The organism is Coprococcus sp. AM14-16 (genome assembly GCF_003434675.1).
Taxonomy (GTDB): Bacteria; Bacillota; Clostridia; order Lachnospirales; family Lachnospiraceae; genus Coprococcus; species Coprococcus aceti.
The window spans coordinates 831,683-857,752 of the sequence record NZ_QTLL01000002.1 but is presented as its reverse complement, the minus strand read 5'-3'; the positions used below and the strand labels follow the sequence as shown (position 1 = coordinate 857,752).

Sequence of the window (26,070 nt, the reverse complement as noted above, 5' to 3'; positions counted from 1 at the left end):
TTAAGGGATTCTCAACCAGTCTTCTTTATATTATAATCTACACATACAAGTCCGACATGTAAATAGGGATCTCATGTCTGATATTTTGGGGAAACAACAATTTCAGGGGGTACATTATGATTTTAACATCGGGGGATTCTATCAGTATTTTTTTCAGACTATTACCTTATACGACTTACATTATTCCAATAGCATCATTCATCATAGCTGTGGTCATCGGCCTTTCCATACGGGGTAAGGCATGCCGTATCGAGCGGGACTATACCAGAACATCCGCCGATATCACATCTGTCAGAAGATTCAGTAAAAGAACCCATATCAACTATGAATACCGCGACCAGTCCGGAGTATTGCACAATGGTTTTCTTTCCGTCCGCGGTATAACAAATTACAACTCCATGTCGTCCATCGCAATATATTACAACCCGAATAATCCATCCGTATCTTATACGGAAAGAACTATGAACAGTGACAAAAATGCACCATTCATCTATGGTGGTGCTGTTCTGCTTGGAACTTTGGTATTTTTATGGAGAAGGCGCTGATTTCTCAGCGTCTTCTTTTTTATACCCTGATGAGATCCTTTGCCACCTCACCGGCTATGATAAGCCCTGCGACTGATGGCACAAATGCCACGCTGCCCGGGATGTCTCTGCGCTCTGTACATTTGTGTTCTGCACCCGGAGGACAAATGCAGTTGTTTCTGCAGCTTATCGCCATATCTTCAATCGGCCTTGTCGGAATCTCTTCCGAGTATACGACCTTGAGTTTCTTGACGCCCCTCTTCTTCAGCTCTCTTCTCATGACCTTCGCAAGCGGACACACCTTTGTCTTGTATATATCTGCAACCTTGAACTGGCTTCCGTCAAGCTTGTTTCCCGCACCCATGCTGCTGATGATCGGGATATTCTTCTCCTTGCACTTCATGACAAGAGCGATCTTGGCTGTCACGGTGTCCACCGCGTCGACTACGTAGTCGTAGCTGTCCCAAGGGAAGTCATCCGCATTTTCCGGAAGGAAGAAACATTTGTGTACCTCAACCTCCACATTTGGATTGATGTCAAGCATCCTGTCCCTCATAACATCGGTCTTATACTTTCCAACTGTGCTCCTTGTCGCTATGATCTGTCTGTTGAGATTTGTCAGACACACCTTGTCGTCATCTATCAGGTCAAATGCTCCGACACCGCTTCTGACCAGCGCCTCGCATACATAACCGCCAACTCCGCCTATTCCAAATACCGCTACCTTAGAGCCTGCCAGCTTGTCCATGGCTTCCTTGCCAAATAGCAGCTCCGTTCTCGAAAACTGTGTTAACATCTCTTATTCTCCTAATATGATATATATCCCACTACAACTATATACAAAATAAGTTTTTTTTCAACTGAAATCTTATTGCCCCTCCGTCCCTGATTTATATTGAGTACATGTATCCGATCCGGTCACTGTACTCCCGGGTGAGATCGGCGATGGTTTTGTTGTCAAGGACATTGTTGATGGCAGACCCAAGATCATCCCACACCTCTCCAATGACATCGTTCATGACCATGTTGGTGTCGCCGTCCTCATCAACTCGGTTATCTATCGGTGATATCCTGCCCTCTATCGCCCTTAGCACCATTCCAACCGTGATCTCCTCCGCCGGCATGTTCAGACGGTAACCGCCCCTCGGCCCTCTCACGCTCCTTAAATATCCTGCCTTTAGCAGAGAAGATGTAACCTGCTCAAGATATTTGTCAGACAATCCACATCTTCTGGCTACGGCTTTGACAGTAACCGTGCTGCCGCTGTTTATCGATATATCTACCATGAGTCTCAAAGCATATTGTCCCTTTGATGATATTAACATTTTTCTGCCTCCTGTTCATTGTTATATTTTACCTATAGAATTACTATGAATTAGTTTTATTTTTTTTGGCAAGGAGAAAAAGCAGTTATAATGTTCTTACCTTATCTCCGTGCCAATTATTTTCCGTTTAATTCACTTGATTTTTATGATTATGTTTCTATGCTGCCTACCATATGTTGCTGATCAGATACTCAAGTTATACCTTCTTTTTTAATCCGTTCAGGTATTCCTCAACATAATGGATAACTGCTGCACCATCCCCGACGGCTGTCGCCACCTGGCGCACTGCCTTGGTCCTCACATCTCCCGCGGCAAATATTCCCGGTGTGCTGGTCAGTCCGGTCTCACCCGCTGCAACATAACCAGCACCATCAAGCTTCACAACATCACCGAGGAATTCTGTGATAGGGCTTGTTCCTATGGCAATGAATACACCGGCTACCGGAAGTGTGAATTCGCTGTCTGTCTGTCCGTCCACTGTTTTCGGTGTCTTAACAGCGACTTTGAGCTCCAGCTTACCAGGGGCTCCGCCTATCTCTGTCACCTGCGCAAATGGGTGGAATTCTATATTCTCAGTCTCAAGCACCTGCGCTCCGAGTATTTTCTCGCCTCTGAACTCATCTCTTCTGTGGATCAGATGTACCTTGCTGCACATCTTTGACAGATACAGGGCATCCTCAAGAGCTATATTACCTCCGCCCACAACTGCGACTTCTTTGTTCCTAAAGAACGCTCCATCACATGTGGCACAGTAAGAAACTCCTGCCCCTGTGAATTCCTCCTCACCGGGAACGCCAAGCTTTCTGTGCTTTGCGCCTGTGGCTATCAGAACCGCCTTTGTCTCTATGCTGCTGCCATCCTCCAGGCTGACCTTCTTGTGATCGCCGTGATCCTCGATAGCTGTCACCTCTCTGTCATCAAACTCCACGCCAAATGTATCCGCATGTTCTCTGAACTTCATACCCATGTCAAAACCGCTTATGCCCGGCAGTCCAAGGTAGTTGTCAACCTGCTCTGTATTCACGATCTGCCCGCCGGAGAATGCCTCCTTCTCCAGTACCACCACGTCCATCATCGCCCTCTTGGCGTAGACTGCGGCGGACAGACCCGCAGGGCCGCTGCCCACAATAACCAAATCTCTCATATTTCCTCCTTGTCGAAGAAGGTCGCTGTAATGTTTATGTGATGCTCCAAGGCTACGCACGACTCTGTCACCTTGTCTTAGCTCCTGACTACATTCGCTCCCGCCCCCCTATAAGGGCAAGGGGGCTCCCGCTCAGCAAGGAGCGACAAGCTTCCGTCGTCTATGTGCTACCCGCCTTTGGAGCATCACATAAACATGACAGCTTACTCTTCGATAACCGTTAGTTTTATTATGTTATTTCCAAACCACTCTTTTAATACTTATCTAATTATTTCTACAATATAGGAATATAAATTCCTTTTTAATGAGACATCTTCTGACCTACTAAGTCTCTCTAGTTCTCTTTGTATTTCTTTATCAGCTCACAGGTTTTGGATACGTCTTCCTTGCTGTGTGCGTAAGATACGAACATTGCCTCGAACTGTGATGGTGCAAGGTAGATTCCGTTGTCCAGCATGTATGAGAAATACTTTGCATACCTTGCGGTGTCGCTGGATGTTGATGTATCCATGTCTACTACTTCCTGATCTGTGAAGAATACACTCATCAGTGAGCCTATCTGGTTGACGTGGACTGTGTCGCCAAATGTGCTTCTGACTGTGTCGGCTATCTGCCTTGTGCTCTTCTCTATCGCCGGATATATTGTATCCTTTTCCTTCTGGAGTATGCGGAGCGTTGTGAGTCCGGCTGTCATGGCTATCGGATTGCCCGACAGAGTTCCCGCCTGGTATACTCCGCCAAGTGGTGCCACCATGCTCATGACATCGCGGCGTCCGCCGTATGCTCCCACCGGCATTCCGCCTCCGACTATCTTGCCAAGTGTTGTGAGGTCAGGCTTTACCCCGAAGTATTCCTGGGCACCGCCAAGGCTGAGTCTGAAACCTGTGATGACCTCATCAAATATAAGAAGTGCGCCGTACTCATTTGTTATGTCCCTGAGGAACTGAAGGAATCCATCATGCGGTGGGACAACTCCCATATTTGCGGCAACCGGCTCGACCACGATTGCGGCAATGTCTTTGCCCTCCGCCTCAAATAACTTCTTTACGCTGTCCTCGTTGTTATACTCTGCTATGAGTGTATGCTGTGTATACGACTTTGGAACTCCCAGGCTGTCCGGAACTGACTGTGTAAGTGCCGCCGAGCCTGCCTTGACCAGAAGTCCATCACTGTGTCCGTGATAGCAGCCGCGGAACTTTACAATCTTGTCTCTGCCTGTAAATCCTCTCGCCACTCTGAGTGCGCTCATCACTGCCTCTGTTCCCGAGTTGACCATTCGTGTCAGCTCCATTGAAGGCATGAGCTCATTTATCAGCTCTGCGATCTCGAGCTCTTTCCTTGTCGGTGCGCCAAATGTAAGTCCGTCATCACAAGCCGCCTTCACCGCATCTATGACTCTGTCATCGGCATGTCCCAGAATTCCCGGTCCCCAGGAGCAGACATAATCCACGTAGGAATTGCCATCCTCGTCAAATATATGTGAACCTTTTGCTTTCTTCATAAATACAGGTGTCCGTCCCACCGAGCCAAATGCCCTGACCGGTGAATTGACGCCGCCCGGAATTACCTTCTGTGATTTCTCAAATAGATCCTGTGAATTTGTCATTGCCATTCTTCTTTCTATAATTTATCGTCCTGTGTGACTTTTTATGATTCCGACTCTTTGGAAACGCCCCTCTCTCCTCCGTCGAGCGGGGCAGATCGTCGGAATCATTCCCAAATATGACTCTGTCATATTGATTCCGACTCTAACCATTTTGCCACGTCTATGGCGTGATAGGTTATGATGATCCCTGCTCCGGCACGTTTCATGGCTGTCATGTTTTCCATGACGATCCTCTTCTCGTCTATCCAGCCATTTGCCGCAGCTGCCTTGACCATGGAGTACTCGCCGCTGACATTGTACACCGCTATCGGATAGTCCGTGTGGTTTCTCACATCCTTGACTACATCCAGATAAGCAAGTGCCGGCTTGACCATGATTATGTCTGCTCCCTCGGCGATATCCGCCTCGCACTCTCTCAGAGCCTCCCTGCCATTTGCGGGATCCATCTGGTATGTCCTTCTGTCTCCAAACTGTGGTGCAGAATGTGCCGCATCGCGAAATGGTGCATAGTAACCAGATGCAAATTTCGCACTGTAACCCATGATCAGTACATCCGTCAGCCCGTTGTCGTCAAGTGCCTTTCTGATGTATGCAGTATGTCCATCCATCATATCCGACGGAGCCACCATGTCCGCGCCAGCCTTTGCAAGTGATACAGCCATCTTGCCCAGATATGGAAGAGTCTCATCGTTGAGTATCTTGCCGTCATGGATAATTCCGCAGTGACCGTGTGATGTGTACTCGCACAGACAAATGTCCGCTATGACTATCATGTCCGGATACAGCTCTTTTATCCTCCTGACCGCCTTCTGCATGATTCCCTGGTCGTCGTACGCGCTGCTGCCCACCTCATCCTTGTGAGCCGGTATGCCGAACAGGAGAACCGCGCTGATTCCGGCGTCCGCCACTCTGCGAAGCTCCTCCTCAAATGTGTCGAGTGAATACTGGTATATTCCCGGCATGGAGTCTACCGGATTCTTGATCCCTGTGCCCTCCGCCACAAACATCGGATATACAAGATCCTCCTTGTTAACCCGGTTCTCTCTAACCATATTTCTGATGGCCTCGCTGCCACGAAGTCTTCTGAGTCTTATCATGTTACTGCCTCTTTTCTCTAAAATAATAATCACCGATGGCTGATATAAGGTGATCGATATCACCAACCTCCGGAACTATATCCGCATGATAACCAGCCTTCTCCAAAGCCTTCTCAGTCACATCTCCAAGTGCTGCTATGCGGATGTTTTTCATTATATCATGAATTTTTAAAGTACTTTCTGTATTATTCGTATGCTCCCTGCATGAATCAACATCATTCGGCATATGATCCATGCCAGATCCATTTCCCTCTGCGTCAAGAACTTTCAGGAATCCCCTGACACCTGACGCGCTGACAAATGTGATCACATCCAGATCTTTCAGATACTGTATGCTCTCCATCCTGCGGCCAACCACATCATATACTGGAATCTCCTCGTATGTTACGCCGCCCTTATCAAGTATGTCAAGCATCGTCTCGCTGCCCTGGACTGCCCTCGGAATGAGAAGTTTCTCTCCGTCATTCATCACATTTGCAAGTCCCATAGCAAGGGCGCTTGTGGTGTACTCGTCCGGCACATAATCCGCTATGTATCCCTCAGATTTAAGCGTATCTCTTGTTCCAGCACCGACCACCGCAAATTTCAGATGAGCCAGTTTTCTGACATCTATATTCCACTCCCTGAGCCATTTGAAAAACAAGGTTATGGTGTTCTGACTGGTAAATGCCAGCCAGCTGTAATCTTCTATATGTCCCAGAGCCACGCGCAGCCTGTTCTTCTCCTCTGTCTGCTCCACGCTCATATCCACTATGCTGTAGGATTGGCCGCCAAGTGCATCTATTGCAACTCTCATCTTCTCGCGAAGCTTTGGCGTTCCAACAAGTCCAACGTGGACATTCTGAAGCGGTCCTCTGTTTGGTGCTGTAAAATCCAACGCTACATTTTCACCCACAACTATGATCGCAGGAGATTCAAGCTTTGCCTCGTTCACCTTGTCCGCAATTGTCTGTATATCGCCGCGGACTATCCTCTGCCCTGGCATGGTTCCTTTGGAAATGACCGCGACCGGAGTATGTTCCTCCGCCCCAGTCTGAACAAGTCTCTCCATGATCTGTGGCAGTCTGTTCAGCCCCATCAGGAACACGCTTGTCCCTTCCTGATTTCTGATGTAGTCGTAGTCATCTAAACCACCTTCATCAGATCTGTGTATGTCTGCCCGCTTGTGTCCTGTTATCACGTGAAAGCTTCTACTCGTTCCTCGGTGTGTCACTGGTATGCCGCACACCTCTGGAACCGCCACTGCGGATGTTATTCCCGGTATCACCTGAAATGGGATCCCCGCTTCTAAAAGTGCGGTCACTTCCTCGCCGCCTCTTCCGAATACAAATGGATCGCCGCCTTTGAGACGCACCACCATGTTGCCTTTGCGGCCTTCCTCAACAAGTATCTCGTTTATCTCAGGCTGCTTCTTGTAGTGGCTGCCCGCCTGTTTGCCGACGTATATCCTGCGGCAGTCCGGCTTCACCATCTCCAGAAGCTGATAGGTTCCGAGTCTGTCATATATGATTGTATCGCATTGTTTTATGAATTCCAGGCCCTTCACCGTGATGAGTCCCGGGTCGCCGGGGCCTGCGCCTATTAAATATACCATTTTGTTCTCCAATACGCTGGGTGTGCTACAACCTACTTTATCAACGCCTCTACCAGCTGTTCCCATTCTGCGTTGTTTCCTTCTACCGTCTTTCTGTGTATCTGGATTTCTTCATCTTTCTCTTTGTCCGATAAAGCCGCATCTGCTTTCATCAGGCTTAGCTTCATGTGGTCGCCATGAAGTTCTGAGTACACGCCTATCGGTTCGTGACAGCCGGCGTTCAGGCGATTCAGAACTGCGCGCTCGCATGTGAGCTGTGTGTATGCCTCTGTGTCATTTATCGCTCTGACCATGTCGTATACCTCGCCAGAGGTTCGTGTCTCTATGGCTATGATTCCCTGACATGCTGCCGGAAGCATTGACTCTGTACTGAGGTATCTGAATGTAAGTTCGTCCTTGTGCACTTCCAAACATTCTGCGCTGCCATTGCCTTTGTCTTCAATAACTCCCAGGCGCTCAAGGCCTGCCGCTGCAAGAATGATGGAATCGTATTCGCCGTCCTCCAGCTTCTGTATGCGGGTACCGACATTTCCTCTCAGATTCTTGCACACCGCATTTGGATACATGTCTCTTATCTGGTACTGCCGTCTCAGGCTGCTGGTTCCCACCACGAAACTCTCGTTTCTGTCAAATATTCTGCTGCTCTTATATATGAGAACGTCCTGCGGACAGGCCCTCGGAAGTGTACCCGATATAGTAAGACCTTCTATGATCTCCATCGGCATATCCTTGGCACTGTGTACCGCTATGTCTATGTCACCTTTAAGTATAGCTTCCTCGAACTCCTCGACAAATACCGCTTTGCCTCCGAATTCCAGAAGCGCTCTGCTGGTGTCCCGATCCCCCCGGGTACTCATTGTAACCATCTGAAAATCAATCTGGGGAAATCTCTCATTGAGTGCCTTTATCACCAATTCAGTCTGAGCAAGAGCAAGCTTGCTGCCGCGGGTTCCAACTTTTACTGTTTTTTTCTGTCCTCCGCTTTCGCAATCCAAACCGTCACTATTGAATCCATCTGCCATGTCATTCTCCGCAAATTTACGAATATTCGGTTTATTTTTACTATGTCCATTCTCAACTCTCATCTAACAGACTCCTAACCATTTGCTGAAACGCTTTCTTTCGCTCTTCCTCGCCGTCTATCTGTGCTTTGATCTGCTCGCGGAGCTCACCCATACGCTCTGCTATATCGCCATAACTCCTACCTAAATGGCTCTCTATATTTCTCTTGATCGTGCCCGCAAGCACTGGACTCTGTCCACCGGTGGAAACGCTTATCACGACCTCTTTATCCTTTATGATCGCTGGAAAATAAAATCCGCAATCCGCCTTCACATCAACCACATTTACAAGTATTCGCTGCTGCCTGCAAAGCTCCGCCATTTCGTGGTTGACCTTCTCATCGTCCGTCGCCATTATGACGACAAATGCGCCAACAATATCCTGGGGCTGCACACGTCTTTTTACAAGTGTTAGGCATCCAGAATAATCTGCAAAATTCTCTACAGAACCACGATCATCGCTTGTCGCTGCACAGTATTTGTCTGGCGTATTCACCTGCTCCGCCAGTTTCAAAAGCTCCGGGCAAAACTCTGGGGACACCACCGTGACCACCGCGCCAAATTCCAGCATGCTGCACACCTTTCTGTATGCAACAGTTCCACCTCCTGCGATCAGGCATCTCTCATTATTCAGTTCGATCATAAATGGGAAATACGACATTACTACCTCTAATTTCTATTATTGAGTCTCTATTAAAAAGCACCAAACGTTGTTCCAATTATCTGACATCTGACATAACCATCATCAGACGATGATACTGCATAATCTCAGGCAAACAAGCAGTATTCAGTTCTCACATCCGGCAGTCAGAATACTGTCCAGCATTTTCTTAAATGCCTCATACTCAAGCTGCCCTTTAAGCTTGTATACCAGCTTTGCTCCGTCTGTTGTCTTTAGTTGTGCCATCACATCTCCGTGTTCCCTGTTGAACCTCGAAAATGCTATGTTCTTCATGATCTCGTCAACCTGTGATATGAGCCACGGCTCCATCTCCGTGATTGTCTTTGCCCTGTTTTCATTGTTCTCTCTGGAGAGTGTCCTGATATAGTCTATGTCACGCAATACACATCCGTCCACCTCTGAGACTGACGGGTCAATGTCCTTCGGCATTGCCAGATCCAGGAACAACCTCCGCTTATGATGCATTTTCACGGCTTCTGCCAGTTCATCCCTGACAAATGTATAATGAGGGCTTGCTGTCGCGCTGATGATGACATCCGCCCAGGCTGCCAGCTCATATCTTCTGCTGTAGTCCTCTATCCTGATCTGCTGATGTCTGCCAAATATGTTATCTGCACTGTGGTGGCTTCTGCTTGTGCCTGTTATCTCTATGTCTGGCGCAAGATCTGCAATATCCTTGACAACTATGCTGCCTATCTTGCCTGTGGCTCCTACGACTAGGATATGTCCGGTATTTGCCTTTTCAGCATCCACACTCTCAGCTTGACTGCTGCTTACCACATCACTTCGAACATCTCTGCACGTGTTTTCAATACCGCCATTTCTTGTAAAATTCACTGCCTCCCTGGCTGACAAGGTTCCGACGGATATCGGAAGCCTCGTGGCATCACTCTCCGTTGCCACCGCCTTTGCCGCTGCAAGTGCTCCCTGAAATGCTATATTCAGCTCGCCGTCACAGGCTCCAAGCTCCTTTGCCACAAGATATGCGTTCTTCACCTGATGTATGATCTCCACCTCGCCGAGCACCATGGAATCCATACCACACGCCACTCTGCACAGATGTAACACACACTGAAATCCTTCATAATTCATGCTGTATCTTCTTATGAGGCTGACCGGAACCTCCCTGTCATTTGCCAACAGCTTTTCCACCTGTTCATATTTATCTGTGAAGTATATCTCCATCCTGTTGCAGGTCGACAACACGACACATCCACCCACCTCAGCCTTAAGGCGCTCAGTGAACTGTCTCTGTCCTTTTGTCGTAAATGCAAATCTCTCCCTGACATCGGCCGGCGTGTTCTTATGGTTTATACTTATGCAAAACATCTCTTCAGTAACTCCAAATAAAATTTATGACACAGTCCGCGTAAAGAACAAGGGCGGGTATCAAAGCCCGCCCTGTTCCTTCAAATGCCTGCTATCTATCATGATTCTATAACAAGCTCCTCTATCGTCACATTCTTTTCCTCATCTATGTTGAAGGCCTTGAGTACCGGATTGTCTATCTCCATGAGGGAGAGAATCAGATAATTCACCTTGGAATCATATGCAAGTCTCTTATCCTCCTCCGAAGGTCTGGATGGAGACTCTGGATGGGAATGAAAGTTGCCAAGAAGCTCGTATCCATTTGCACGCATATCCTTAACTGCCGCAAGCTGCTCTCTCGGGTCCATGGAAAAATGCTCGTTGCTGGCGTCAATATTTGTCAGGAGATACACCTTCCTGATGTACTTCTTATCGCCCTCTCTAACACCGCCGATCATACCACAGGACTCATTTGGAAGGCCTTCCTTGCAGTGTGCAAGTATCTTCTCGTAATCAGACTTTGTCATGTACAACATCTTACTTCATATCCTCCTTATTATCAACTGTAACAGGATCTTCTACTTACCGTCGCACTCCACCTGCTCGTAGTCGATGAGCTTGGTGATGGTTGGATTTGGTCCACATACAGCACATCCACAGCCCTTCTTGTGAGGGAGCTTTACTGTGTGGAATTCCATCTTAAGTGCGTCAAATGTAAGGAGTCTTCCTGTCAGAAGATCGCCAACTCCGATGAGATACTTGATCGCCTCCATAGCCTGAAGACTTCCGATAACACCGCCCATTGCTCCGATGACTCCGGCCTGCTTACATGTAGGAACCGCATCCTTTGGAGGTGGATCCTTGAATACACATCTGTAACATGGACCCTCATCTGGAACATATGTCATGAGCTGACCCTTGAATCTGATGATTCCTGCATGTGAAAATGGCTTCTTAGCCATAACACAGGCATCATTTATAAGGAACTTCGCAGGGAAGTTGTCTGTTCCATCGATGATGAAATCATAGTCCTTGATGAGATCCATGATGTTCTCTGATGTCACGAACTCTCTGTATGTGATCACATTTACATCCGGGTTCATAGCGTTCATGGTCTCCTTTGCGGATTTGACCTTCGCCTTACCCACATCTGCTGTTCCGTGAATGATCTGCCTCTGAAGATTTGACAGATCTACCTCATCGGCATCAACGATACCGATCGTACCAACTCCGGCTGCTGCCAGGTACATAGCGGCTGGCGCTCCCAGTCCACCTGCGCCGATGATCAGCACCTTGCCATTTAACAATTTCTTCTGTCCCTTCACGCCAACTTCCTGAAGGATGATGTGACGTGAGTAACGTTCCATCTGTTCATTTGTGAATGCCATTAGAAGCTGCCACCTCCCATGAAGTAGAGGAACTCTACTGTATCGCCGTCCTTGAGCTCTGTTGTTGCAAATGCATCTGAGTCAACAAACTCATCGTTTACTGTTACTGTGACATAGTCCGGATTCTCAACGTTCTCTGACACGATGATCTGAGCTATTGTTGTCTTCTCTGCTATCTCTTTCTTCTTTCCTGCTATTGTGACTGTCATTTTTCTTTCCTCCTGACGATTCATTTGCCTGTCCGGCGTTGCCAGACTGACATAAAATGTGATTATATACTTTATAAAATTATTTATATAGTTTCATTCTTATATGCACCGGAAGTAATTGACTACAGTCAAATACTCCATCATGTCACTTTACCAATGAATTTCTACAATAATTTGCCAACTTCTTCCTCCAGCACATTTCTCTTCACAAGGCCACGGATGCGGGAAACCTCCTCACCACCCTTGAAGAAGAGTATGGTTGGTGACGCCATGACTGCGTACTTCTCAGCAAGCTCTGCGTCGAAGTTTACATTTACCTTGTACACATTTACCTTGTCCTCGTAGTCATCCTCGATGCCGCCAAGGATAGGTGAGAGCTGCTTGCATGGTATGCAGCTGTCCGAATAGAATTCCACGATGACCGGAAGCTCCGACTGAAGAACCTTCGCATCGAAATCCTCTGCACTGACTCTTACTGCCATTCATTTTCTCCTTTCCTGATCAATCCTCCAGCTTCTTAACTATGAGATCGTAAGTACCGTTCTCGTTGTCGATGAGCTTCAGGATCTGCTGTCCTTCCTCCTTGAAGCTTCTTGGTACGTTCTGTACAGGCTCGCCGTCGTTCATGGTAACCGCAAGCACCTGTCCTATCTCAAGCTCCTCCATGGCTACCTTCGCCTTGACAAATGTCATCGGGCACACCACATCAGTTATATCTACTCTGTCATCAATTTCGTAATCAGCCATTGTAAGCCTCCTTTAATACTTCTTTGAATTTGTCTAAGCCCACACGCTCCAGTGTAAACTGGAAACGCTCGCTTGGCTTTGCATTGTCTGCAAAGAACTGTATTGCCGCATCTGTGATACGGAAAAGCTGTTCCTCAGATGTAACAACCGGAAGTAACTCCTCGCCGCGGTGGATCGTGTTACCAAATAATCCTCCGAATGAGACAAGGTATCCTGTCTCGCCCTTCCATGCATCTGTAGGACACGCCTTTGCACATCGACCGCAGTAGTTACATTTGTCTGTGTCGAGGATGATCTTGCCGTCCGCCATGGTGATTGCACCCTCACGACACGCCTTGACGCACACGCCACACATGATACATGATGGCTCATCCCACTCTACTACCATTGCGCCCTTGATTCCCACGTCGTTCTCCTCTGCCTTCAGACAGTTGTTCTGGCATCCTGTGACACCGAACTTGAACTTGTGAGGAAGCTCCCTTGCGTAATATCTCGCATCAAGCTTCTTGGCTATGTCATAAGTGTCTATATTGCCGCTCGGACAGATCTGATTTCCCTGGCACGCTGTGACTGTTCTTACTCTTGGGCCACACACACCCGGCTTACAGCCTCCCTTTGCCAGTTCTTCCTTTACCTCTTCCACATCGTCAAGCTTAACAAATGGGATCTCAACACTCTGTCTCGATGTGAGATGTACATGTCCATCTCCGTATTTCTCGGCAACCTCTGCTATCTTCTTGAGATTCTCTGCGGTAAGATTTCCTCCCACCACCTGAAGTCTCAGAGAAAAGTTATTCTTCTGCTTCTGTCTCATGAATCCGCCCTTTTTCAGAGCCGCGTAATCTACTGCCATATGTAGTTCCTCCAAATCATTTGTGTATTAGTCGGCAAGGGCTTTCTGGAAATCTTCTATCAGATCCTCCACGTCCTCGATTCCGACACTAATACGAATCATATCATCATATACGTTGGCGTCAAGCTTCTCCTGCTCTGTGCTGTGCGCATTCAGTGTTGATTCAGGATGCACGATGAGCGTCTTTGTGTCTCCTATGTTCGACACTATCTGCGGTATTGTGAGCTTGTTCATCACCGCAAATGCCTTCTCCTTGCTGCCGACTCTGATGGTGATTATGGCACCATAACCACCGTGGAGCTGTTCATTTGCGATGTCATACCAAGGACTGGATTCAAGTCCCGGATAGTTGACCTTTACACCCTCCTGACTTTCCAGGAACTGAGCAAGGGCAAGTGCATTGTGTGAGCATCGCTCCATTCGAAGCCCCAATGTCTCCATGCCCAGCATATTGTAAAATGCCGTCTGCGGAGCTATGCAGGCTCCTGTATTTCTAAAAAGTCCGTTTCTGAGCTTTGCTATATAGGCGAACTTTCCGAACATCTTGTACTGCTGCAGAAGCGGATAACGCTCTGCGTCCCATTTGAAATTGCCGCTGTCGGTGATGACTCCGCTTATGGCATCGCTGTTGCCATTGATGTACTTGGATGTGGAATTGATGACTATATCCGCTCCAAGTGTCAGTGGTGTGACCAGATATGCAGTTGCCACTGTATTGTCTATTAGGAGCGGAAGCCTGTGTGAATGTGCCAGCTCCGAAAGTGCCTTTATATCCACCACATCCAGCTTCGGATTGCCGATTGTCTCAGCAAATATCACTCTGGTATTCTCATTTATCGCTGCTTCAACCGCTTCCTTATCCGATATCTCCACAAATGTCGTCTTGATCCCAAATGCCTCCAGATCGTGGAACAGATCTATCGTTCCACCGTAGAGTCCTGTGCTGGAGACTATCTCTCCGCCAGCTCCTACTATATTTAAGAGTGCATTTGTGAGTGCCGCCATTCCAGAAGAACACGCTACCGAACCCACTCCCTTTTCAAGATTCGTCATCCGCTCCTCAAATGCAACTATCGTCGGGTTATTGATCCTCGTATAAGAATACCCCGTCGCCTTGTTGTGGAAAAGCTTCTCATGCTGCTCCGCCGAAGGCTGATAGAATGCACTTGATTGATAGATCGGTGTAAGTGTGGCGCCTGTATTCTCATCACCAAGCTTTGCGCTGTGTAATAATGCTGTATTAAATCTCATGATCTTCTATGCCTCACTAAATAATAAATCCTATAATTCCTACGAACATGATAGGATTATAGCTCTTATACCCTACTATGTCAATAGGAATTATAAAATAAGCAATGCACATAATCGAAAAAAATGATCTGATGGGAGTTTACTCACATTCAGATCATCTTTTGAGGTTATGTATATGGCGCATGCCATTCCACGAGCCGCGTTAGCGGCGAGGGGATGGCATGGCTTATTTTAATTCGGATGGGCCTATTCTTATACGACATCTCTATCTTCTTAAACAACAGCAAATAAAAACGTATGGATCAGCCCCATTTCTCTGGCAGCTTCCCCATACGTTTTCACTCATTTCTTATTTGCAATTTTCTTATACAGCATCTTCCTCACATAGAAATAACATACTATCTGCATGGCGAGGGTTATGATCCAGGATGCCGGATATGAGATGAACAGAACCGCCAGGGATCTGTGTCTCGGGAAAATCCAGTATATCCACACGATTCTGGTTCCAACCGTTCCTATGATCGAGAGGAGCATCGGAACTCCGGAATGTCCCATCCCACGAAGCGCCCCTGGGAACAAGTCCATAAATCCGCACAGGAAATATGTGACCGTCGTATATAACAGTATCTCCATTCCGCATTTTATAACCGCATCGCTGCTCGTATATATGTGCAGCAGCTGCGGTCCAAAGAAATACGCTCCATTGCCCAGAACCATCATTGCCGCAAATGACAATATCAGGCAGTCGATCAGGACTCTCTCCATACGTTTCCATTTGCCGACACCGTAGTTCTGGCTCGTAAAACTCATGCACGCCTGCGTTACAGCATTCACCGTCACATACAGAAAGCCAAATATATTATTTGCCGCCGTGTAGCCCGCCATGGCAACCGAGCCAAATGAGTTGACTGACGACTGAAGCAGCACATTCGAAAAGTTGATGACCGTGCTCTGAATTCCTGCCGGAACTCCGACCGAAAAGATCTGCTTTACATATGCCCCCTTGATGGTAAGCTTTGAAAATCTAAGCTGATAGCTTGTCTCCGACATATACAGACAGCGGAGCACAAGCACGCAGGATATCAGCTGTGAGATAACAGTTCCGATTGCCACACCGGCAACTCCAAGCTTGAAAATGATCACAAAGCATAGGTTTAGACCTGTATTTGCAATTCCTGAAATAACCAGGAAAAGGAGCGGTCTCTTTGTATCTCCCACCGCTCTTAGTATGGCCGCGCCGTAATTGTACAGCATAAAAAACGGCATTCCCAGAAAGTAAATCCGCATATATAAAGAAGAAAGTCCGATGACGTCCCCAGGAGTATCCATAAGCTCAAGCGCCGGTTTTGCGCAAACCCACCCGACAAAGGCCATAATAATACCGCTGATCAGCGCTAACGTGATCGCGGTATGTACTGTCTCTGACATTTCTTTATCTTTTCCTGCGGCATAAAATCTTGCCGCAAGCACATTTGCCCCAAGAGATATCCCTATGAACAAATTGGTAAATACATTGATAAGTGCTGTGGTTGAACCGACCGCCGCCAGAGCCTGACTTCCACTGAATCTTCCGACAACGATGATATCCACTGCGTTGAACATCAGTTGCAAAATTCCTGACAACATAAGCGGTAACGAAAACGAGATCAGCTTGTCCATGATCGTCCCGTTGCACATATCAATTTCATATTTATTTTGTTTTACTGTAGAACTCATAATTTTCCTCAGACTCTTTCGACATAATATCATTTTCTTTATGTACATAAGGTTATACACTTTGCATGATTATGTCAACTTTTATGTCTATGTCGTTTATTTACACATAAAAAAGACAGGACTTTCTCGTCCTGCCTCTTTCACACAGCCTTTATCATTCTGCCTCGAATTTTATTCCCTCTTCCTTTGCAAATGTTTCTGCAAACGAACCGGCTTTGCCAACAATTGTCAAGGTATCTTCGCCAAAGAAGGCTACCTTATCTAGATTCTCTACCCCTGCTGGAAGATGAATCACTTCTAATGTATCCGAAAAATAAGCATCATCAAATTCTTTAAGATTGTAGCCCAGGTCTACATATTTTAAACTGTCATTGCTAAAAGGCCCGTTAATTATGGATATAACATCCTTTCCGTCTATCTGCTCCGGTATGACAACTATCGGATCACTTCCATTATATGCCTTTATGGATACACTATCACCATTATCTATATATTCAAAGTCTGACGCAGGTGTCTCTGCATGATTTCTCACATCGTCCACCGTGATCTCTGCACTGTCTGTTACGAATGCCTCACTGTTGTTATTCTCTTTACTCTCTGCAGACTTGTCTGACGAGTCCGTACCTCCACATCCCACAAGTCCCATAACAAATGCACCGCTCACGTCCATCCTCAGGACCGCGTTAGTGGCGAGGGGAGCATAACATGACAGAGGACACTCTTCGGTACAAAAGGAACGTCCCCACTAGATGTACCCACTAGATGTAGTTTCCATCGTGAACCTGAGCCGCATCGTATACAGACTCCTTGCGGATCTCGTCTGCTATCTCGTCTGCGTCAAGCTCGCCGTCAGCATTCCAGTCGCCGCTGTAGACCTCGGCGCCTTCTACCTTGATTCCTGCGATCTGCTGCTCGCTTGCGAAGAGAAGCACGATGATTCCGGCATGATGAAGATGCTTTAATACAGCATTTACATCCTCACGGATATCTGGAGCGTACAGGTATGTATGACGTCCATCGATGCTGAGCTTCTTCTCTACAGACTCAACGAAATCTCTTGTGACATTGCCTGATGCAAATGGAACTATGACAGCCTTCTGTCCCTTGATCGCTGCACGCACATTTCTGTCTATGCGTCCCTCATATAATCCGGTCTCCTCAGTGTGAACTTCCTCGACAACACCGCAGGCACTTGTCATGTCTGTTACACGGTCGATGAGTATGAGTTCTCCAAGAGTCTTATGCTTCTTGAACTCGTCTACCACGATCCTGTCGGCAAATGCGATCCTGCAGACTGCGATACCATTCTTTGCAAGAGTGTCCGCTGATTTCTGCTCACCTGTATTTACATCTATGGTGTAATCGATGTGTGTAACTGTACCAGGGATCATCTTTGTTCCGAGCTTCACAAAGAAGTTCTTGCCATTGTACAGCTCATCGTCATCCATCCAGAGGAGTGTTGCGGTGATCGAAGATGCAATCTTTGCGCCTGAATCAACTGTGAGCACACATCCTCTTGACACATCAACCTCACGGTCAAGCTGTATTGTTACAGGCTGTCCCTTCTGTGCTGACTCCACTGTGTCAAATCCCACATGGATGCTCTTGACCTTTGCAGTCTCGTTGCTTGGGAGTGTGTTGATCTCGTCTCCAACGTGGATCTCACCGTCCTCTATCTGACCCTGGAAACCTCTGAAGGTGTGGTCAGGACGGCACACTCTCTGAACAGGCATATAGAAGCCTGCCTCTGTGTTATCCTCCGCGATATCTATATCCTCAAGGTATGTGAGAAGTGCTGGTCCCTTATACCAAGGAATGTTCTCTGACTTCTTTGTCACGTTGTCACCTTCTGTAGCTGACACTGGGATGATCGTGATATTTGGCAGGCTGAGCTCGGATGACAGCTCATTTATCTGCTCAACTATCTCGTTGAAACGCTTCTCATCGTATCCGACAAGATCCATCTTATTTACTGCAAATACAAAGTATCTGATTCCCATCAGCGCGCAGATCCTTGCGTGTCTTCTGGTCTGCACCAGCACGCCCTGCTTTGCATCTATGAGGATGACTGCCAGGTCGGCAAATGATGCTCCAACCGCCATATTCCTTGTGTACTCCTCATGGCCCGGTGTATCTGCCACGATGAAGCTTCTCTTGTCCGTTGTAAAATATCTGTATGCAACGTCGATGGTGATACCCTGCTCACGCTCTGCCATCAGTCCGTCCAGAAGAAGTGAATAGTCGATGGCACCGCCACGGCTTCCTACCTTGGAATCAAGCTCCAGAGCCTTCTCCTGATCTGCATATAAAAGCTTTGAATCATATAATATATGTCCTATAAGTGTTGACTTTCCGTCATCTACACTTCCGCATGTTATAAATTTAAGTAATCCACTCATCTTAGAAGTATCCCTCCCTCTTTCTACGCTCCATGCTGCCTGCTGCCTCGTTGTCAATAACTCTGGTGGTTCTCTCTGAGGATACCGCACTGAGCGTCTCCTCGATAATCTCAGGGAGTGTGTCCGCTGTGGACTCCACGCCGCCTGTCAGCGGATAGCATCCGAGAGTTCTGAAACGAACACTCTTGTACTCTATCTTCTCACCAGGTCTGAGTTTCATTCTGTCATCATCGACCATGATGATATTTCCGTCACGATATACAACAGGTCTCTCCTTTGCAAAGTACAGTGATGGGATCTCTATGTTCTCACGCTCTATGTACTCCCATATATCAGCCTCTGTCCAGTTGGAAAGTGGGAATACTCTGACCTCCTCGCCCTTCTGGATCTTGGTGTTGAACAGCTTCCACATCTCCGGTCTCTGGTTCTTTGGATCCCAGGCATGCTGAGCATTTCTGAATGAGAGGATTCTCTCCTTCGCACGGGACTTCTCCTCGTCTCTACGTCCGCCGCCAAATGCTGCTGTGAAACCGTATTTGTCAAGAGCCTGCTTGAGCGCCTGTGTCTTCATGATATCTGTGTATGCTGAGCCGTGGTCAAATGGGTTGATGCCCTTCTTGACACCCTCCTCGTTGATGTACTCGATCATGTCCAGTCCATATTTCTTCGCTGTCTTGTCTCTGAACTCGATCATTTCCTTGAACTTCCATGTTGTATTTACATGTAAAAATGGAAATGGCGACTTCTCAGGATAGAATGCCTTGAGTGCCAGATGAAGCATTACCGAGCTGTCCTTTCCTATGGAGTAAAGCATAACAGGCTTCTCACACTCCGCAGCAACTTCGCGGATGATGTATATCGCCTCTGCCTCCAGTTCGTCAAGATGTGATAATGTACCCATATCTATACCAACCTTTCTTCTTTTATCTTTTAATATTTATTAGCTTCCTTCTTGTCTATCACTATCTGGTCTGTGGTGCCATCCATCTTTCGGATATTCCACAGAAGCAGATCTCCCTTGTTCTCCACCGACATCTGGCTTCCCATTCCGCCGATGTCAGCTCCGAGATATAATGAGATGGCGTCAAATGCACACTCCTTGATACAGGATGAGCACCCCCAGCAATCCTTAGGGTATTTCATGAATATCTGTCCATCCTCATCTCTCTTTATGAGGGAACCCGGGCAGACATTTGCACATTTGCCGCAGTTTTTGCAAAGCTCTTTATTTATCACTATGCTCATATACATCCCCCTTTCCTTGGAACATCAGCCCATTTGAAGTCGCCTCCGGCGAGGGGCTGACGCTGCATGCCATATTCCCTGCGGGAACCTGGCACAAATTAACCAGCTCTCTGTGTATCATCTTAAGTTCGCCGTCCACCATCTTTGAGTTGACAAATATCTCCCAGTCTTTACTCTTCTCCGGATAGTCCAGGTTCTCCGCAAAGCTGTGCCATCTCGTCTCCTTTCTGTCCTTCAGGTGTGCGATTACGGAGAGTGCAACTGTGAGTCTCTCCTTCACCTCATACACAAACATGAGCTCGTGCATGTCGTGGGCACTTATGTGCCATACAAGTTTCTGGAGCTGCTCTATCTTCTCCTTTGCCAGCTCAAGCTGTTTCTCGTTGAACTGGTAATGTGTGGATATTCCTCCGGCGTAGTTGTCCATGACCTTCTGCATGGCCTCCTCTATCGCCTCGTATGTGAACATCTTCTCATCGGTATCGAGGAAATGATCATATTCTTCTATCTTTCTGTCAAATGCAGCCTCCTCGTCAAGCTCAGGATCAAGGTATCCCTCGTCAAGCTGCTTTACCATGGCAATGGCTGCTATCTCTCCCTCAACCATCGCACCGGTCACATACTTCTGTGGACATCCGCCCGCCACATCTCCGGCTGCGAACAGTCCGCGTATTGTGGACTCTCTGTCGTTGTCCACCCAGTAACCGCTCGCCGTGTGGCCGCCGACTATATAAGGCTCTGTGCCCTCTATCTCCACATTCTGCTCACTCGGATTCTTGCCGGACTCAAGCCATTTGAGAGTCTGGCTCGGAGCCATGTTGAGGTATGCCCTCTTCAGTGAGTCATCCTGCTCTGGGGTGATGCCCTCGGTTCTCAGATAGCATGGACCTCTGCCTTCTATATTCTCTCTCACCGTTCCGTACACTCTCTGGGATGTGGTGAGTCCGTATTTGTTCTCGTATACCTCGCCGAGTGAGTTGACCTGCTTGGCGCCGACACCCTGGGCTATGGTTCCCGTAGGCGCTATTGTGTCCTTACATCTGAGTGCTATAAATCTCATCTCAAATGTGGTCATCTCCGCTCCGGCATTTATTCCCATTGCGTATCCCGCTCCGGTGTTGAACGGCGGGTACCACATCTTATGTCTCGAAAATCCCGGATTGTTCGGTCTGTAAAGTCCGGCCGCACCGCCCGTAGCACAGAGCACTTTTTTCGCTCTGATCTCATATGCTGTGTTATCCTCTATGGAGAATCCAAATGCTCCGAGGATCTGATTGTTTTTAACTATATAGTCCGTGATGTTGACTCTGTTCAGTATCTGACAGTTGTCAAGCTCCTCCACCGCCTTTGCAAGCAGTGGCTTCATGTTCTCGCCATTTATCTTGATATTTCTGTTGCCCCTTGCAACATACTCTCCATTCTCATCCTTGAGGATAACCAGCCCCAGCTTCTCCATCTTGTCTGTTACACGGTTCAGTCCCTGTGACATAGAAAGCAAAAGATCTTCTCTGACGATCCCGTCAGCGTCTGTCCTGCAGTAATCCACATAGTCCTCAGGCTTTCTGCCCTTCACTATGTATGCGTTGATGGCGTTCACTCCCGCCGCCAGACATCCACTTCTCTTTATATTTGCCTTCTCGGCGATGATGATGGAATAATCAGAATGCTCTCTGACAGTCAGCGCTGCATAGCAGCCCGCCGTACCACCACCGATTATCAAAATGTCCGTATGAAGTATTTTCCTGTTTGCAATACCCATATTTTCTCTCCAATCACTTTTATAATTAGATGTAGAATACATCGTTATCCTGCATTGCCTTGTTCTCCAGCAGATATGTCTGATTCTCATCAAATACATACAGCCTGTAGATGAGAACGTGGACCTGCTCACCCGGCTTTACGACATCCTTCTCCATGGATCTCTCGGCTACGATCTCCACACCGTTGACATCAACTGTGACGTCCAGATGGCTTCCGCGGAACAGCACATCCTTGACTATTCCCGATTCCGCCGCACTCTGGTACTGATCCAGCCTGCCGCTCTTGGATATCTTTACGAACTCCGGTCTGATGACCGCCCTGTCCGCTCCCGGCACCCTGTCAAAACCCTTGAGCTTCTCGTAGTCCTCCACAACAGTTGACCTTCCGATGAACTGTGCCACAAACGGTGTGGACGGCGTCTTGTATATCTCCATCGGCGATCCCATCTGCTCTATCTGTCCGTGGTTGGTGATGATGATATCATCCGCAACCTCCACAGCCTCATCCTGATCGTGAGTGACAAATATGCTCGTTATGCCAAGCTTTTCAACCATCTCCTTGAGCCAGGTTCTAAGCTCTGTTCTTACCTTTGCATCTATCGCGGCAAATGGCTCGTCCAGCAGCAACACCTGTGGATTCGGTGCCAGCGCCCTGGCAAATGCCACTCTCTGCCGTTGTCCGCCTGAGAGCTGATTCGGATATCTCTTCTCCATACCCGACAGCCCTGTAAGCTCCAGAAGCTCCATAACTCTCTTCTTGATCTCCTTCTTTGGAACCTTCATGAGTTCAAGTCCAAATGCCACATTGTCAAATACCGTCATATAACGGAACAATGCGTAATTCTGAAATACGAATCCGATTCCTCTCTTCGCAGCCGGTATATCATTTACACGCCTGCCGTCTATGTATATGTCACCGGAATTTGGATTTTCAAGTCCGGCTATCATTCGGAGAAGTGTCGTTTTTCCGCTTCCCGACGGACCCAGAAGCGCCACCAGCTTGCCCTTCTCCACACCAAAGCTGACATTGTTGGACGCCAGGAAATCTCCATATTTCTTATATATATTTTTCATCTCGACGTACATGTCGTCAGCCTCCTTTTTGTTCTCTTATTCTTCCGCACCTGATCTATCTTTCGAAACTCCTGCAAGCCATCCCATATGCAGAATATCTCACTTCGCCCTTATCGGATATCACCCTTCTCGGGTATCGCCCCCTCGCCTCCGCTCAGCGGCAGGTCGTCACGCGCATGAGAGTTATGAACTTCGTTCATAAGCGCGTTTCCTCTTCGCTCTGTACTCAAGCAGATTTCTCAGGAACAATATTATGACCGCTATGATCACCAGTATGGACGATACAGCAAATGCTGCTGTGATGGATTCCTCCGTTCCCGACATGTACAGCGCATCGATCTCTAGTGGAAGTGTAAATGTCCCGCCCCTTGTCTTGGACAGTGCATTTACCGCACCGAACTCGCCGAGTGCTCTGGCGGTACAGAGAATTATTCCGTATATGAGTCCCCATTTCATCTGGGGAAGTGTTATCCTTCTGAATATCGTGAAGCCCTTCGCCCCCATGAGCGCCGCTGCCTCCTCCTCATCCTTGCCCTGGGCGTTCAGCACCGGGATAAGCTCCCTCGACACAAATGGGAATGTCACGAATATGGTAGCAAGCACAACGCCCGGAACTGCAAATGTTATCCTGATGTTTGTCCCCAGCATATCATTGATCCATCTGATCGCCGGATACGTCCATCCGAGTCTTCCAAATGTCATGAGGTAGGCAAGACCTACGATGACAGGTGATATGGAAAACGGAATGTCTATCAATGTTGCCAGCACCTGCTTGCCTTTGAAGGAGAACTTCGTCAGCAACCATGCCGCACATATTCCGAAAAATGTGTTTACCACCACAGCTATGACTGTGGCAATAAGTGTGACTCCAAGCGCGCTTATCACGTACTCTGTCGTGATGGACTGCAGGTAGAACTTAAAGCCCTCCTTCAGCGCACTTGTTATCACCGATATAAGTGGAACCACCAGCATGAGCACTATGAAAAGCACCGTCACGGTTATCAGTATTATCTTTGTCCTGCGCTTGCCGCGCTGCAGCTTTTCCTGCTCGCTCATTTTCCGTGTCTCCTCCTTATTGAGCAGACGCATTAAAATGCGCTTCGCGCGGCGTCTGCGTGCTTCACAAGGATTCCTCCCGCTTAACGCGGGCCCCTCCTTATGAAAAGTTATAATAAATTTGTTCTTCTGGACTGTCTAAGCTGTACTATGTTGATCGCAAATAACAATACAAATGATATGACCAGCATCACCAGTGCTATCGCTGTTGCGCTGGCATAGTCTATGTAGCTGAGCTTCTGCATGATCACGTATGATATGACCTGTGTCTGCTCCTTCGCGCTGTTGCCTGATATGTAGATGACGCTTCCGTACTCTCCGATTCCTCTGGCAAATGCTAATCCGAATCCGGTCAGCAGTGCCGGTCTGAGCTCTGGAAGTATGACCATGAAGAATGTTCTTCTCGGTGTGGCTCCCAGCATGTAGGCCGCCTCCTCGTACTGGTTGTCCATCTTCTCAAGTATCGGCTGCACCGCCCTTATGACAAATGGTATCCCCACAAATACAAGGGCGATGGTAAGTCCGATCTTTGTGTATGCAACATCTATTCCAAGAGCCGCAAGCGGCTTTCCAAGGAATCCATCCTCACTGTAAAGTCTCGACAGTGTGATACCGGCAACCGCCGTTGGCAGACAGAATGGAAGCTCTATGAATCCGTCCAGTATCTTCTTGCCGGGAAAATCGTATTTGACCAGTGTCCACGCTATTATCAGGCCAAACACTGTATTGACTACCGCCGCTATGAACGAATAGCTGATGCTGGTCTTAAATGCATTCAGCACATTCTTCTTCAGAAGCAGATGCCAGAACTCACTCGGCGAAAGCTTCAGCGACGACACCAGAACCGATGCCAAAGGGATCAGAACTATCAACGACAGCATGGCAATGACTATTCCAAACGTCAGATGATATCCCGGGATAACTCTGGTCTTCTTTGCGTTATTAAGTTTATCCTTCTTGCCATTTTCCTCTGCTGCCATTTTGTCTTCCAATCCATTTTAATAATCGTAAATTTCATCAAACTTTGCTCCGTCGTCGAAGAAATCCTCATAGGCTTTGTCCCAGCCTCCGAAATCATCTATGGTCCACAGCTTGATGTCCAAATCAAACACATCCGCATACTCTGCGAGTATCTCCTCATTTGTCGGTCGGTATCCGCTCTCGGCCTCAAGCCTCTGAGCGTCATCGCTGTACAGGTACTTCAGATACTCTGTGCTGACCTCCTCTGTTCCATTGTGCTTTGCGTTGTCATCGACAACCGCCACACTCGGCTGAGCCAGTATACTCACCGACGGATTAACTATCTCGTAATCCTCCGGGTATTCCTTCAGGGTTGCTATCGCCTCATTCTCCCAGGCTATAAGCACATCACCCTTGCCATTCTCCACAAATGTGGTGGTTGAACCTCTGGCTCCTGAATCCATGACCGACACATTCTGATAAAGCTTCTTCATAAACCGCCATATATCAGCTTCATCGCTGTATGTAGTTCTGGCATAGGCAAGAGCCGCAAGGAAATTCCAGCAGGCCCCGCCGCTACTCTTCGGATCAGGTGTTATGACTTCCACATCGTCCTTCACCAGATCGTTCCAATCCTGTATGTTCTTGTCATTTCCCTTTCTAACCAGAAAGACGATTGTGGATGTGTACGGCGCCGAATCCTTGCTAAATTCGTCTATCCAGCCCTTATCTATCAGACCATTTTCCGATATGAGGTCAATGTCATGCTCAAGTGCCAGTGTGACAACATCCGCATTACAGCCCTCCACAACCGATCTCGCCTGTGAGCCGGAGCCTCCATGAGACTGGATGACCTTGATGTCCTGTCCGTACTGCTCTTTGTAATACTGTTCGAACATGTCATTGTATCGCTCATACAGCTCCCTCGTCGGGTCATACGAAACATTTGTAATTGTGGTAACATCGGCCTTCTTCCCGCCACAGCCGGCAGCACCTATCGCCAGCACCGCCACCATGGACAGAAGCAATACTCTTTTCCCAAGTCTCATATCTTTTCTCTTTCTCATAAAT

The 26,070-nt window shown here is 47.7% G+C and carries 27 protein-coding genes; 1 reads left to right on the top strand and 26 read right to left on the bottom strand.

The window, feature by feature from the left end; all coding sequences use genetic code 11:
- Positions 1 to 116 precede the first annotated feature (116 nt).
- The gene (locus DW159_RS09860) at positions 117 to 545 is read left to right on the top strand and encodes a DUF3592 domain-containing protein (protein WP_015534741.1); all 429 of its coding nucleotides are present in this window, start codon (positions 117 to 119) and stop codon (positions 543 to 545) included.
- Between the two features lie 19 nt (positions 546 to 564).
- Here DW159_RS09860 and DW159_RS09855 read toward each other — a convergent pair whose 3' ends face one another.
- The 26 genes from DW159_RS09855 to DW159_RS09730 form a co-directional block, all read right to left on the bottom strand.
- A complete protein-coding gene (locus tag DW159_RS09855) occupies positions 565 to 1,320 on the bottom strand; it encodes a tRNA threonylcarbamoyladenosine dehydratase (RefSeq protein ID WP_117550388.1) in 756 nt (251 codons plus the stop codon).
- Between the two features lie 94 nt (positions 1,321 to 1,414).
- Positions 1,415 to 1,849: an RrF2 family transcriptional regulator gene (locus DW159_RS09850; protein ID WP_117550386.1), complete on the bottom strand. Its 435-nt coding sequence runs from the start codon at positions 1,847 to 1,849 to the stop codon at positions 1,415 to 1,417.
- 196 nt (positions 1,850 to 2,045) lie between these two features.
- Positions 2,046 to 2,993: an NAD(P)/FAD-dependent oxidoreductase gene (locus DW159_RS09845; protein WP_117550384.1), complete on the bottom strand. Its 948-nt coding sequence runs from the start codon at positions 2,991 to 2,993 to the stop codon at positions 2,046 to 2,048.
- 334 nt (positions 2,994 to 3,327) lie between these two features.
- Positions 3,328 to 4,605, bottom strand: a complete 1,278-nt coding sequence (gene hemL, locus DW159_RS09840; protein ID WP_117550382.1) for a glutamate-1-semialdehyde 2,1-aminomutase — start codon at positions 4,603 to 4,605, stop codon at positions 3,328 to 3,330.
- Positions 4,606 to 4,724: 119 nt separating this feature from the next.
- Entirely contained in the window at positions 4,725 to 5,696 is a 972-nt protein-coding gene (gene hemB, locus DW159_RS09835; protein ID WP_117550379.1) for a porphobilinogen synthase, read from the bottom strand.
- Between the two features lies 1 nt (position 5,697).
- Positions 5,698 to 7,290: a uroporphyrinogen-III C-methyltransferase gene (gene cobA / locus DW159_RS09830; RefSeq protein WP_117550377.1), complete on the bottom strand. Its 1,593-nt coding sequence runs from the start codon at positions 7,288 to 7,290 to the stop codon at positions 5,698 to 5,700.
- A gap of 32 nt (positions 7,291 to 7,322) precedes the next feature.
- The gene (gene hemC, locus DW159_RS09825; protein WP_117550375.1) at positions 7,323 to 8,375 is read right to left on the bottom strand and encodes a hydroxymethylbilane synthase; all 1,053 of its coding nucleotides are present in this window, start codon (positions 8,373 to 8,375) and stop codon (positions 7,323 to 7,325) included.
- Positions 8,365 to 9,012 (bottom strand): precorrin-2 dehydrogenase/sirohydrochlorin ferrochelatase family protein, encoded by a 648-nt coding sequence (locus tag DW159_RS09820; protein ID WP_242992665.1) that lies wholly within the window; start codon positions 9,010 to 9,012, stop codon positions 8,365 to 8,367. Before DW159_RS09820 ends, hemC begins: the two co-directional genes overlap by 11 nt.
- 126 nt (positions 9,013 to 9,138) lie before the next feature.
- On the bottom strand, positions 9,139 to 10,362 hold the full coding sequence (locus DW159_RS09815; protein ID WP_117550373.1) for a hypothetical protein: 1,224 nt from the start codon (positions 10,360 to 10,362) through the stop codon (positions 9,139 to 9,141).
- Between the two features lie 98 nt (positions 10,363 to 10,460).
- Positions 10,461 to 10,877, bottom strand: coding sequence for a M67 family metallopeptidase (locus DW159_RS09810; protein WP_117550372.1), 417 nt, complete (start codon positions 10,875 to 10,877; stop codon positions 10,461 to 10,463).
- Positions 10,878 to 10,919: 42 nt separating this feature from the next.
- A complete protein-coding gene (gene thiF, locus DW159_RS09805) occupies positions 10,920 to 11,729 on the bottom strand; it encodes a thiazole biosynthesis adenylyltransferase ThiF (protein WP_004851717.1) in 810 nt (269 codons plus the stop codon).
- Positions 11,729 to 11,938 (bottom strand): sulfur carrier protein ThiS, encoded by a 210-nt coding sequence (thiS, locus tag DW159_RS09800; RefSeq protein WP_015534732.1) that lies wholly within the window; start codon positions 11,936 to 11,938, stop codon positions 11,729 to 11,731. The genes thiF and thiS overlap by 1 nt, the downstream gene beginning before the upstream one ends.
- A gap of 164 nt (positions 11,939 to 12,102) precedes the next feature.
- Positions 12,103 to 12,420: a thioredoxin family protein gene (locus tag DW159_RS09795; RefSeq protein WP_117550370.1), complete on the bottom strand. Its 318-nt coding sequence runs from the start codon at positions 12,418 to 12,420 to the stop codon at positions 12,103 to 12,105.
- 19 nt (positions 12,421 to 12,439) lie between these two features.
- Positions 12,440 to 12,685 carry a sulfurtransferase TusA family protein gene (locus tag DW159_RS09790; RefSeq protein WP_004851723.1) on the bottom strand — a complete coding sequence of 82 codons (246 nt, stop codon included), beginning with the start codon at positions 12,683 to 12,685 and terminating at the stop codon, positions 12,440 to 12,442.
- Positions 12,678 to 13,538 carry a 4Fe-4S binding protein gene (locus DW159_RS09785; RefSeq protein WP_004851725.1) on the bottom strand — a complete coding sequence of 287 codons (861 nt, stop codon included), beginning with the start codon at positions 13,536 to 13,538 and terminating at the stop codon, positions 12,678 to 12,680. Before DW159_RS09785 ends, DW159_RS09790 begins: the two co-directional genes overlap by 8 nt.
- Before the next feature lie 27 nt (positions 13,539 to 13,565).
- On the bottom strand, positions 13,566 to 14,789 hold the full coding sequence (locus tag DW159_RS09780; protein ID WP_117550367.1) for an O-acetylhomoserine aminocarboxypropyltransferase/cysteine synthase family protein: 1,224 nt from the start codon (positions 14,787 to 14,789) through the stop codon (positions 13,566 to 13,568).
- A gap of 342 nt (positions 14,790 to 15,131) precedes the next feature.
- Positions 15,132 to 16,505: an MATE family efflux transporter gene (locus tag DW159_RS09775; protein ID WP_117550365.1), complete on the bottom strand. Its 1,374-nt coding sequence runs from the start codon at positions 16,503 to 16,505 to the stop codon at positions 15,132 to 15,134.
- Between the two features lie 154 nt (positions 16,506 to 16,659).
- Positions 16,660 to 17,169 carry a hypothetical protein gene (locus DW159_RS09770; protein ID WP_147323113.1) on the bottom strand — a complete coding sequence of 170 codons (510 nt, stop codon included), beginning with the start codon at positions 17,167 to 17,169 and terminating at the stop codon, positions 16,660 to 16,662.
- Between the two features lie 94 nt (positions 17,170 to 17,263).
- Positions 17,264 to 18,904 (bottom strand): sulfate adenylyltransferase subunit 1, encoded by a 1,641-nt coding sequence (locus DW159_RS09765; RefSeq protein WP_117550361.1) that lies wholly within the window; start codon positions 18,902 to 18,904, stop codon positions 17,264 to 17,266.
- A gap of 1 nt (position 18,905) precedes the next feature.
- Positions 18,906 to 19,805 carry a sulfate adenylyltransferase subunit CysD gene (cysD, locus tag DW159_RS09760; protein WP_117550360.1) on the bottom strand — a complete coding sequence of 300 codons (900 nt, stop codon included), beginning with the start codon at positions 19,803 to 19,805 and terminating at the stop codon, positions 18,906 to 18,908.
- 29 nt (positions 19,806 to 19,834) lie between these two features.
- Positions 19,835 to 20,149: a 4Fe-4S dicluster domain-containing protein gene (locus DW159_RS09755; RefSeq protein WP_004851736.1), complete on the bottom strand. Its 315-nt coding sequence runs from the start codon at positions 20,147 to 20,149 to the stop codon at positions 19,835 to 19,837.
- Positions 20,130 to 21,908 carry an adenylyl-sulfate reductase subunit alpha gene (locus DW159_RS09750; RefSeq protein WP_117550358.1) on the bottom strand — a complete coding sequence of 593 codons (1,779 nt, stop codon included), beginning with the start codon at positions 21,906 to 21,908 and terminating at the stop codon, positions 20,130 to 20,132. The genes DW159_RS09755 and DW159_RS09750 overlap by 20 nt, the downstream gene beginning before the upstream one ends.
- Before the next feature lie 25 nt (positions 21,909 to 21,933).
- Complete coding sequence (locus tag DW159_RS09745) at positions 21,934 to 22,995, bottom strand: ABC transporter ATP-binding protein (protein ID WP_117550356.1); 1,062 nt, start codon at positions 22,993 to 22,995, stop codon at positions 21,934 to 21,936.
- 171 nt (positions 22,996 to 23,166) lie between these two features.
- Positions 23,167 to 24,039 (bottom strand): sulfate ABC transporter permease, encoded by an 873-nt coding sequence (locus DW159_RS09740; protein ID WP_004851742.1) that lies wholly within the window; start codon positions 24,037 to 24,039, stop codon positions 23,167 to 23,169.
- 110 nt (positions 24,040 to 24,149) lie between these two features.
- A complete protein-coding gene (cysT, locus tag DW159_RS09735; protein ID WP_117550354.1) occupies positions 24,150 to 25,019 on the bottom strand; it encodes a sulfate ABC transporter permease subunit CysT in 870 nt (289 codons plus the stop codon).
- A gap of 18 nt (positions 25,020 to 25,037) precedes the next feature.
- Positions 25,038 to 26,048: a sulfate ABC transporter substrate-binding protein gene (locus DW159_RS09730; RefSeq protein ID WP_117550589.1), complete on the bottom strand. Its 1,011-nt coding sequence runs from the start codon at positions 26,046 to 26,048 to the stop codon at positions 25,038 to 25,040.
- Positions 26,049 to 26,070: the final 22 nt, after the last annotated feature.

Coding starts and splice junctions, on each gene's coding strand:
- DW159_RS09860 (WP_015534741.1), top strand. CDS start 117: ATGATTTTAACATCGGGGGATTCTATCAGTATTTTTTTCAGACTATTA.
- DW159_RS09855 (WP_117550388.1), bottom strand. CDS start 1,320: ATGTTAACACAGTTTTCGAGAACGGAGCTGCTATTTGGCAAGGAAGCC.
- DW159_RS09850 (WP_117550386.1), bottom strand. CDS start 1,849: ATGTTAATATCATCAAAGGGACAATATGCTTTGAGACTCATGGTAGAT.
- DW159_RS09845 (WP_117550384.1), bottom strand. CDS start 2,993: ATGAGAGATTTGGTTATTGTGGGCAGCGGCCCTGCGGGTCTGTCCGCC.
- hemL (WP_117550382.1), bottom strand. CDS start 4,605: ATGGCAATGACAAATTCACAGGATCTATTTGAGAAATCACAGAAGGTA.
- hemB (WP_117550379.1), bottom strand. CDS start 5,696: ATGATAAGACTCAGAAGACTTCGTGGCAGCGAGGCCATCAGAAATATG.
- cobA (WP_117550377.1), bottom strand. CDS start 7,290: ATGGTATATTTAATAGGCGCAGGCCCCGGCGACCCGGGACTCATCACG.
- hemC (WP_117550375.1), bottom strand. CDS start 8,375: ATGAGAGTTGAGAATGGACATAGTAAAAATAAACCGAATATTCGTAAA.
- DW159_RS09820 (WP_242992665.1), bottom strand. CDS start 9,012: ATGTCGTATTTCCCATTTATGATCGAACTGAATAATGAGAGATGCCTG.
- DW159_RS09815 (WP_117550373.1), bottom strand. CDS start 10,362: ATGTTTTGCATAAGTATAAACCATAAGAACACGCCGGCCGATGTCAGG.
- DW159_RS09810 (WP_117550372.1), bottom strand. CDS start 10,877: ATGTTGTACATGACAAAGTCTGATTACGAGAAGATACTTGCACACTGC.
- thiF (WP_004851717.1), bottom strand. CDS start 11,729: ATGGCATTCACAAATGAACAGATGGAACGTTACTCACGTCACATCATC.
- thiS (WP_015534732.1), bottom strand. CDS start 11,938: ATGACAGTCACAATAGCAGGAAAGAAGAAAGAGATAGCAGAGAAGACA.
- DW159_RS09795 (WP_117550370.1), bottom strand. CDS start 12,420: ATGGCAGTAAGAGTCAGTGCAGAGGATTTCGATGCGAAGGTTCTTCAG.
- DW159_RS09790 (WP_004851723.1), bottom strand. CDS start 12,685: ATGGCTGATTACGAAATTGATGACAGAGTAGATATAACTGATGTGGTG.
- DW159_RS09785 (WP_004851725.1), bottom strand. CDS start 13,538: ATGGCAGTAGATTACGCGGCTCTGAAAAAGGGCGGATTCATGAGACAG.
- DW159_RS09780 (WP_117550367.1), bottom strand. CDS start 14,789: ATGAGATTTAATACAGCATTATTACACAGCGCAAAGCTTGGTGATGAG.
- DW159_RS09775 (WP_117550365.1), bottom strand. CDS start 16,505: ATGAGTTCTACAGTAAAACAAAATAAATATGAAATTGATATGTGCAAC.
- DW159_RS09765 (WP_117550361.1), bottom strand. CDS start 18,904: ATGAGTGGATTACTTAAATTTATAACATGCGGAAGTGTAGATGACGGA.
- cysD (WP_117550360.1), bottom strand. CDS start 19,805: ATGGGTACATTATCACATCTTGACGAACTGGAGGCAGAGGCGATATAC.
- DW159_RS09755 (WP_004851736.1), bottom strand. CDS start 20,149: ATGAGCATAGTGATAAATAAAGAGCTTTGCAAAAACTGCGGCAAATGT.
- DW159_RS09750 (WP_117550358.1), bottom strand. CDS start 21,908: ATGGGTATTGCAAACAGGAAAATACTTCATACGGACATTTTGATAATC.
- DW159_RS09745 (WP_117550356.1), bottom strand. CDS start 22,995: ATGTACGTCGAGATGAAAAATATATATAAGAAATATGGAGATTTCCTG.
- DW159_RS09740 (WP_004851742.1), bottom strand. CDS start 24,039: ATGAGCGAGCAGGAAAAGCTGCAGCGCGGCAAGCGCAGGACAAAGATA.
- cysT (WP_117550354.1), bottom strand. CDS start 25,019: ATGGCAGCAGAGGAAAATGGCAAGAAGGATAAACTTAATAACGCAAAG.
- DW159_RS09730 (WP_117550589.1), bottom strand. CDS start 26,048: ATGAGACTTGGGAAAAGAGTATTGCTTCTGTCCATGGTGGCGGTGCTG.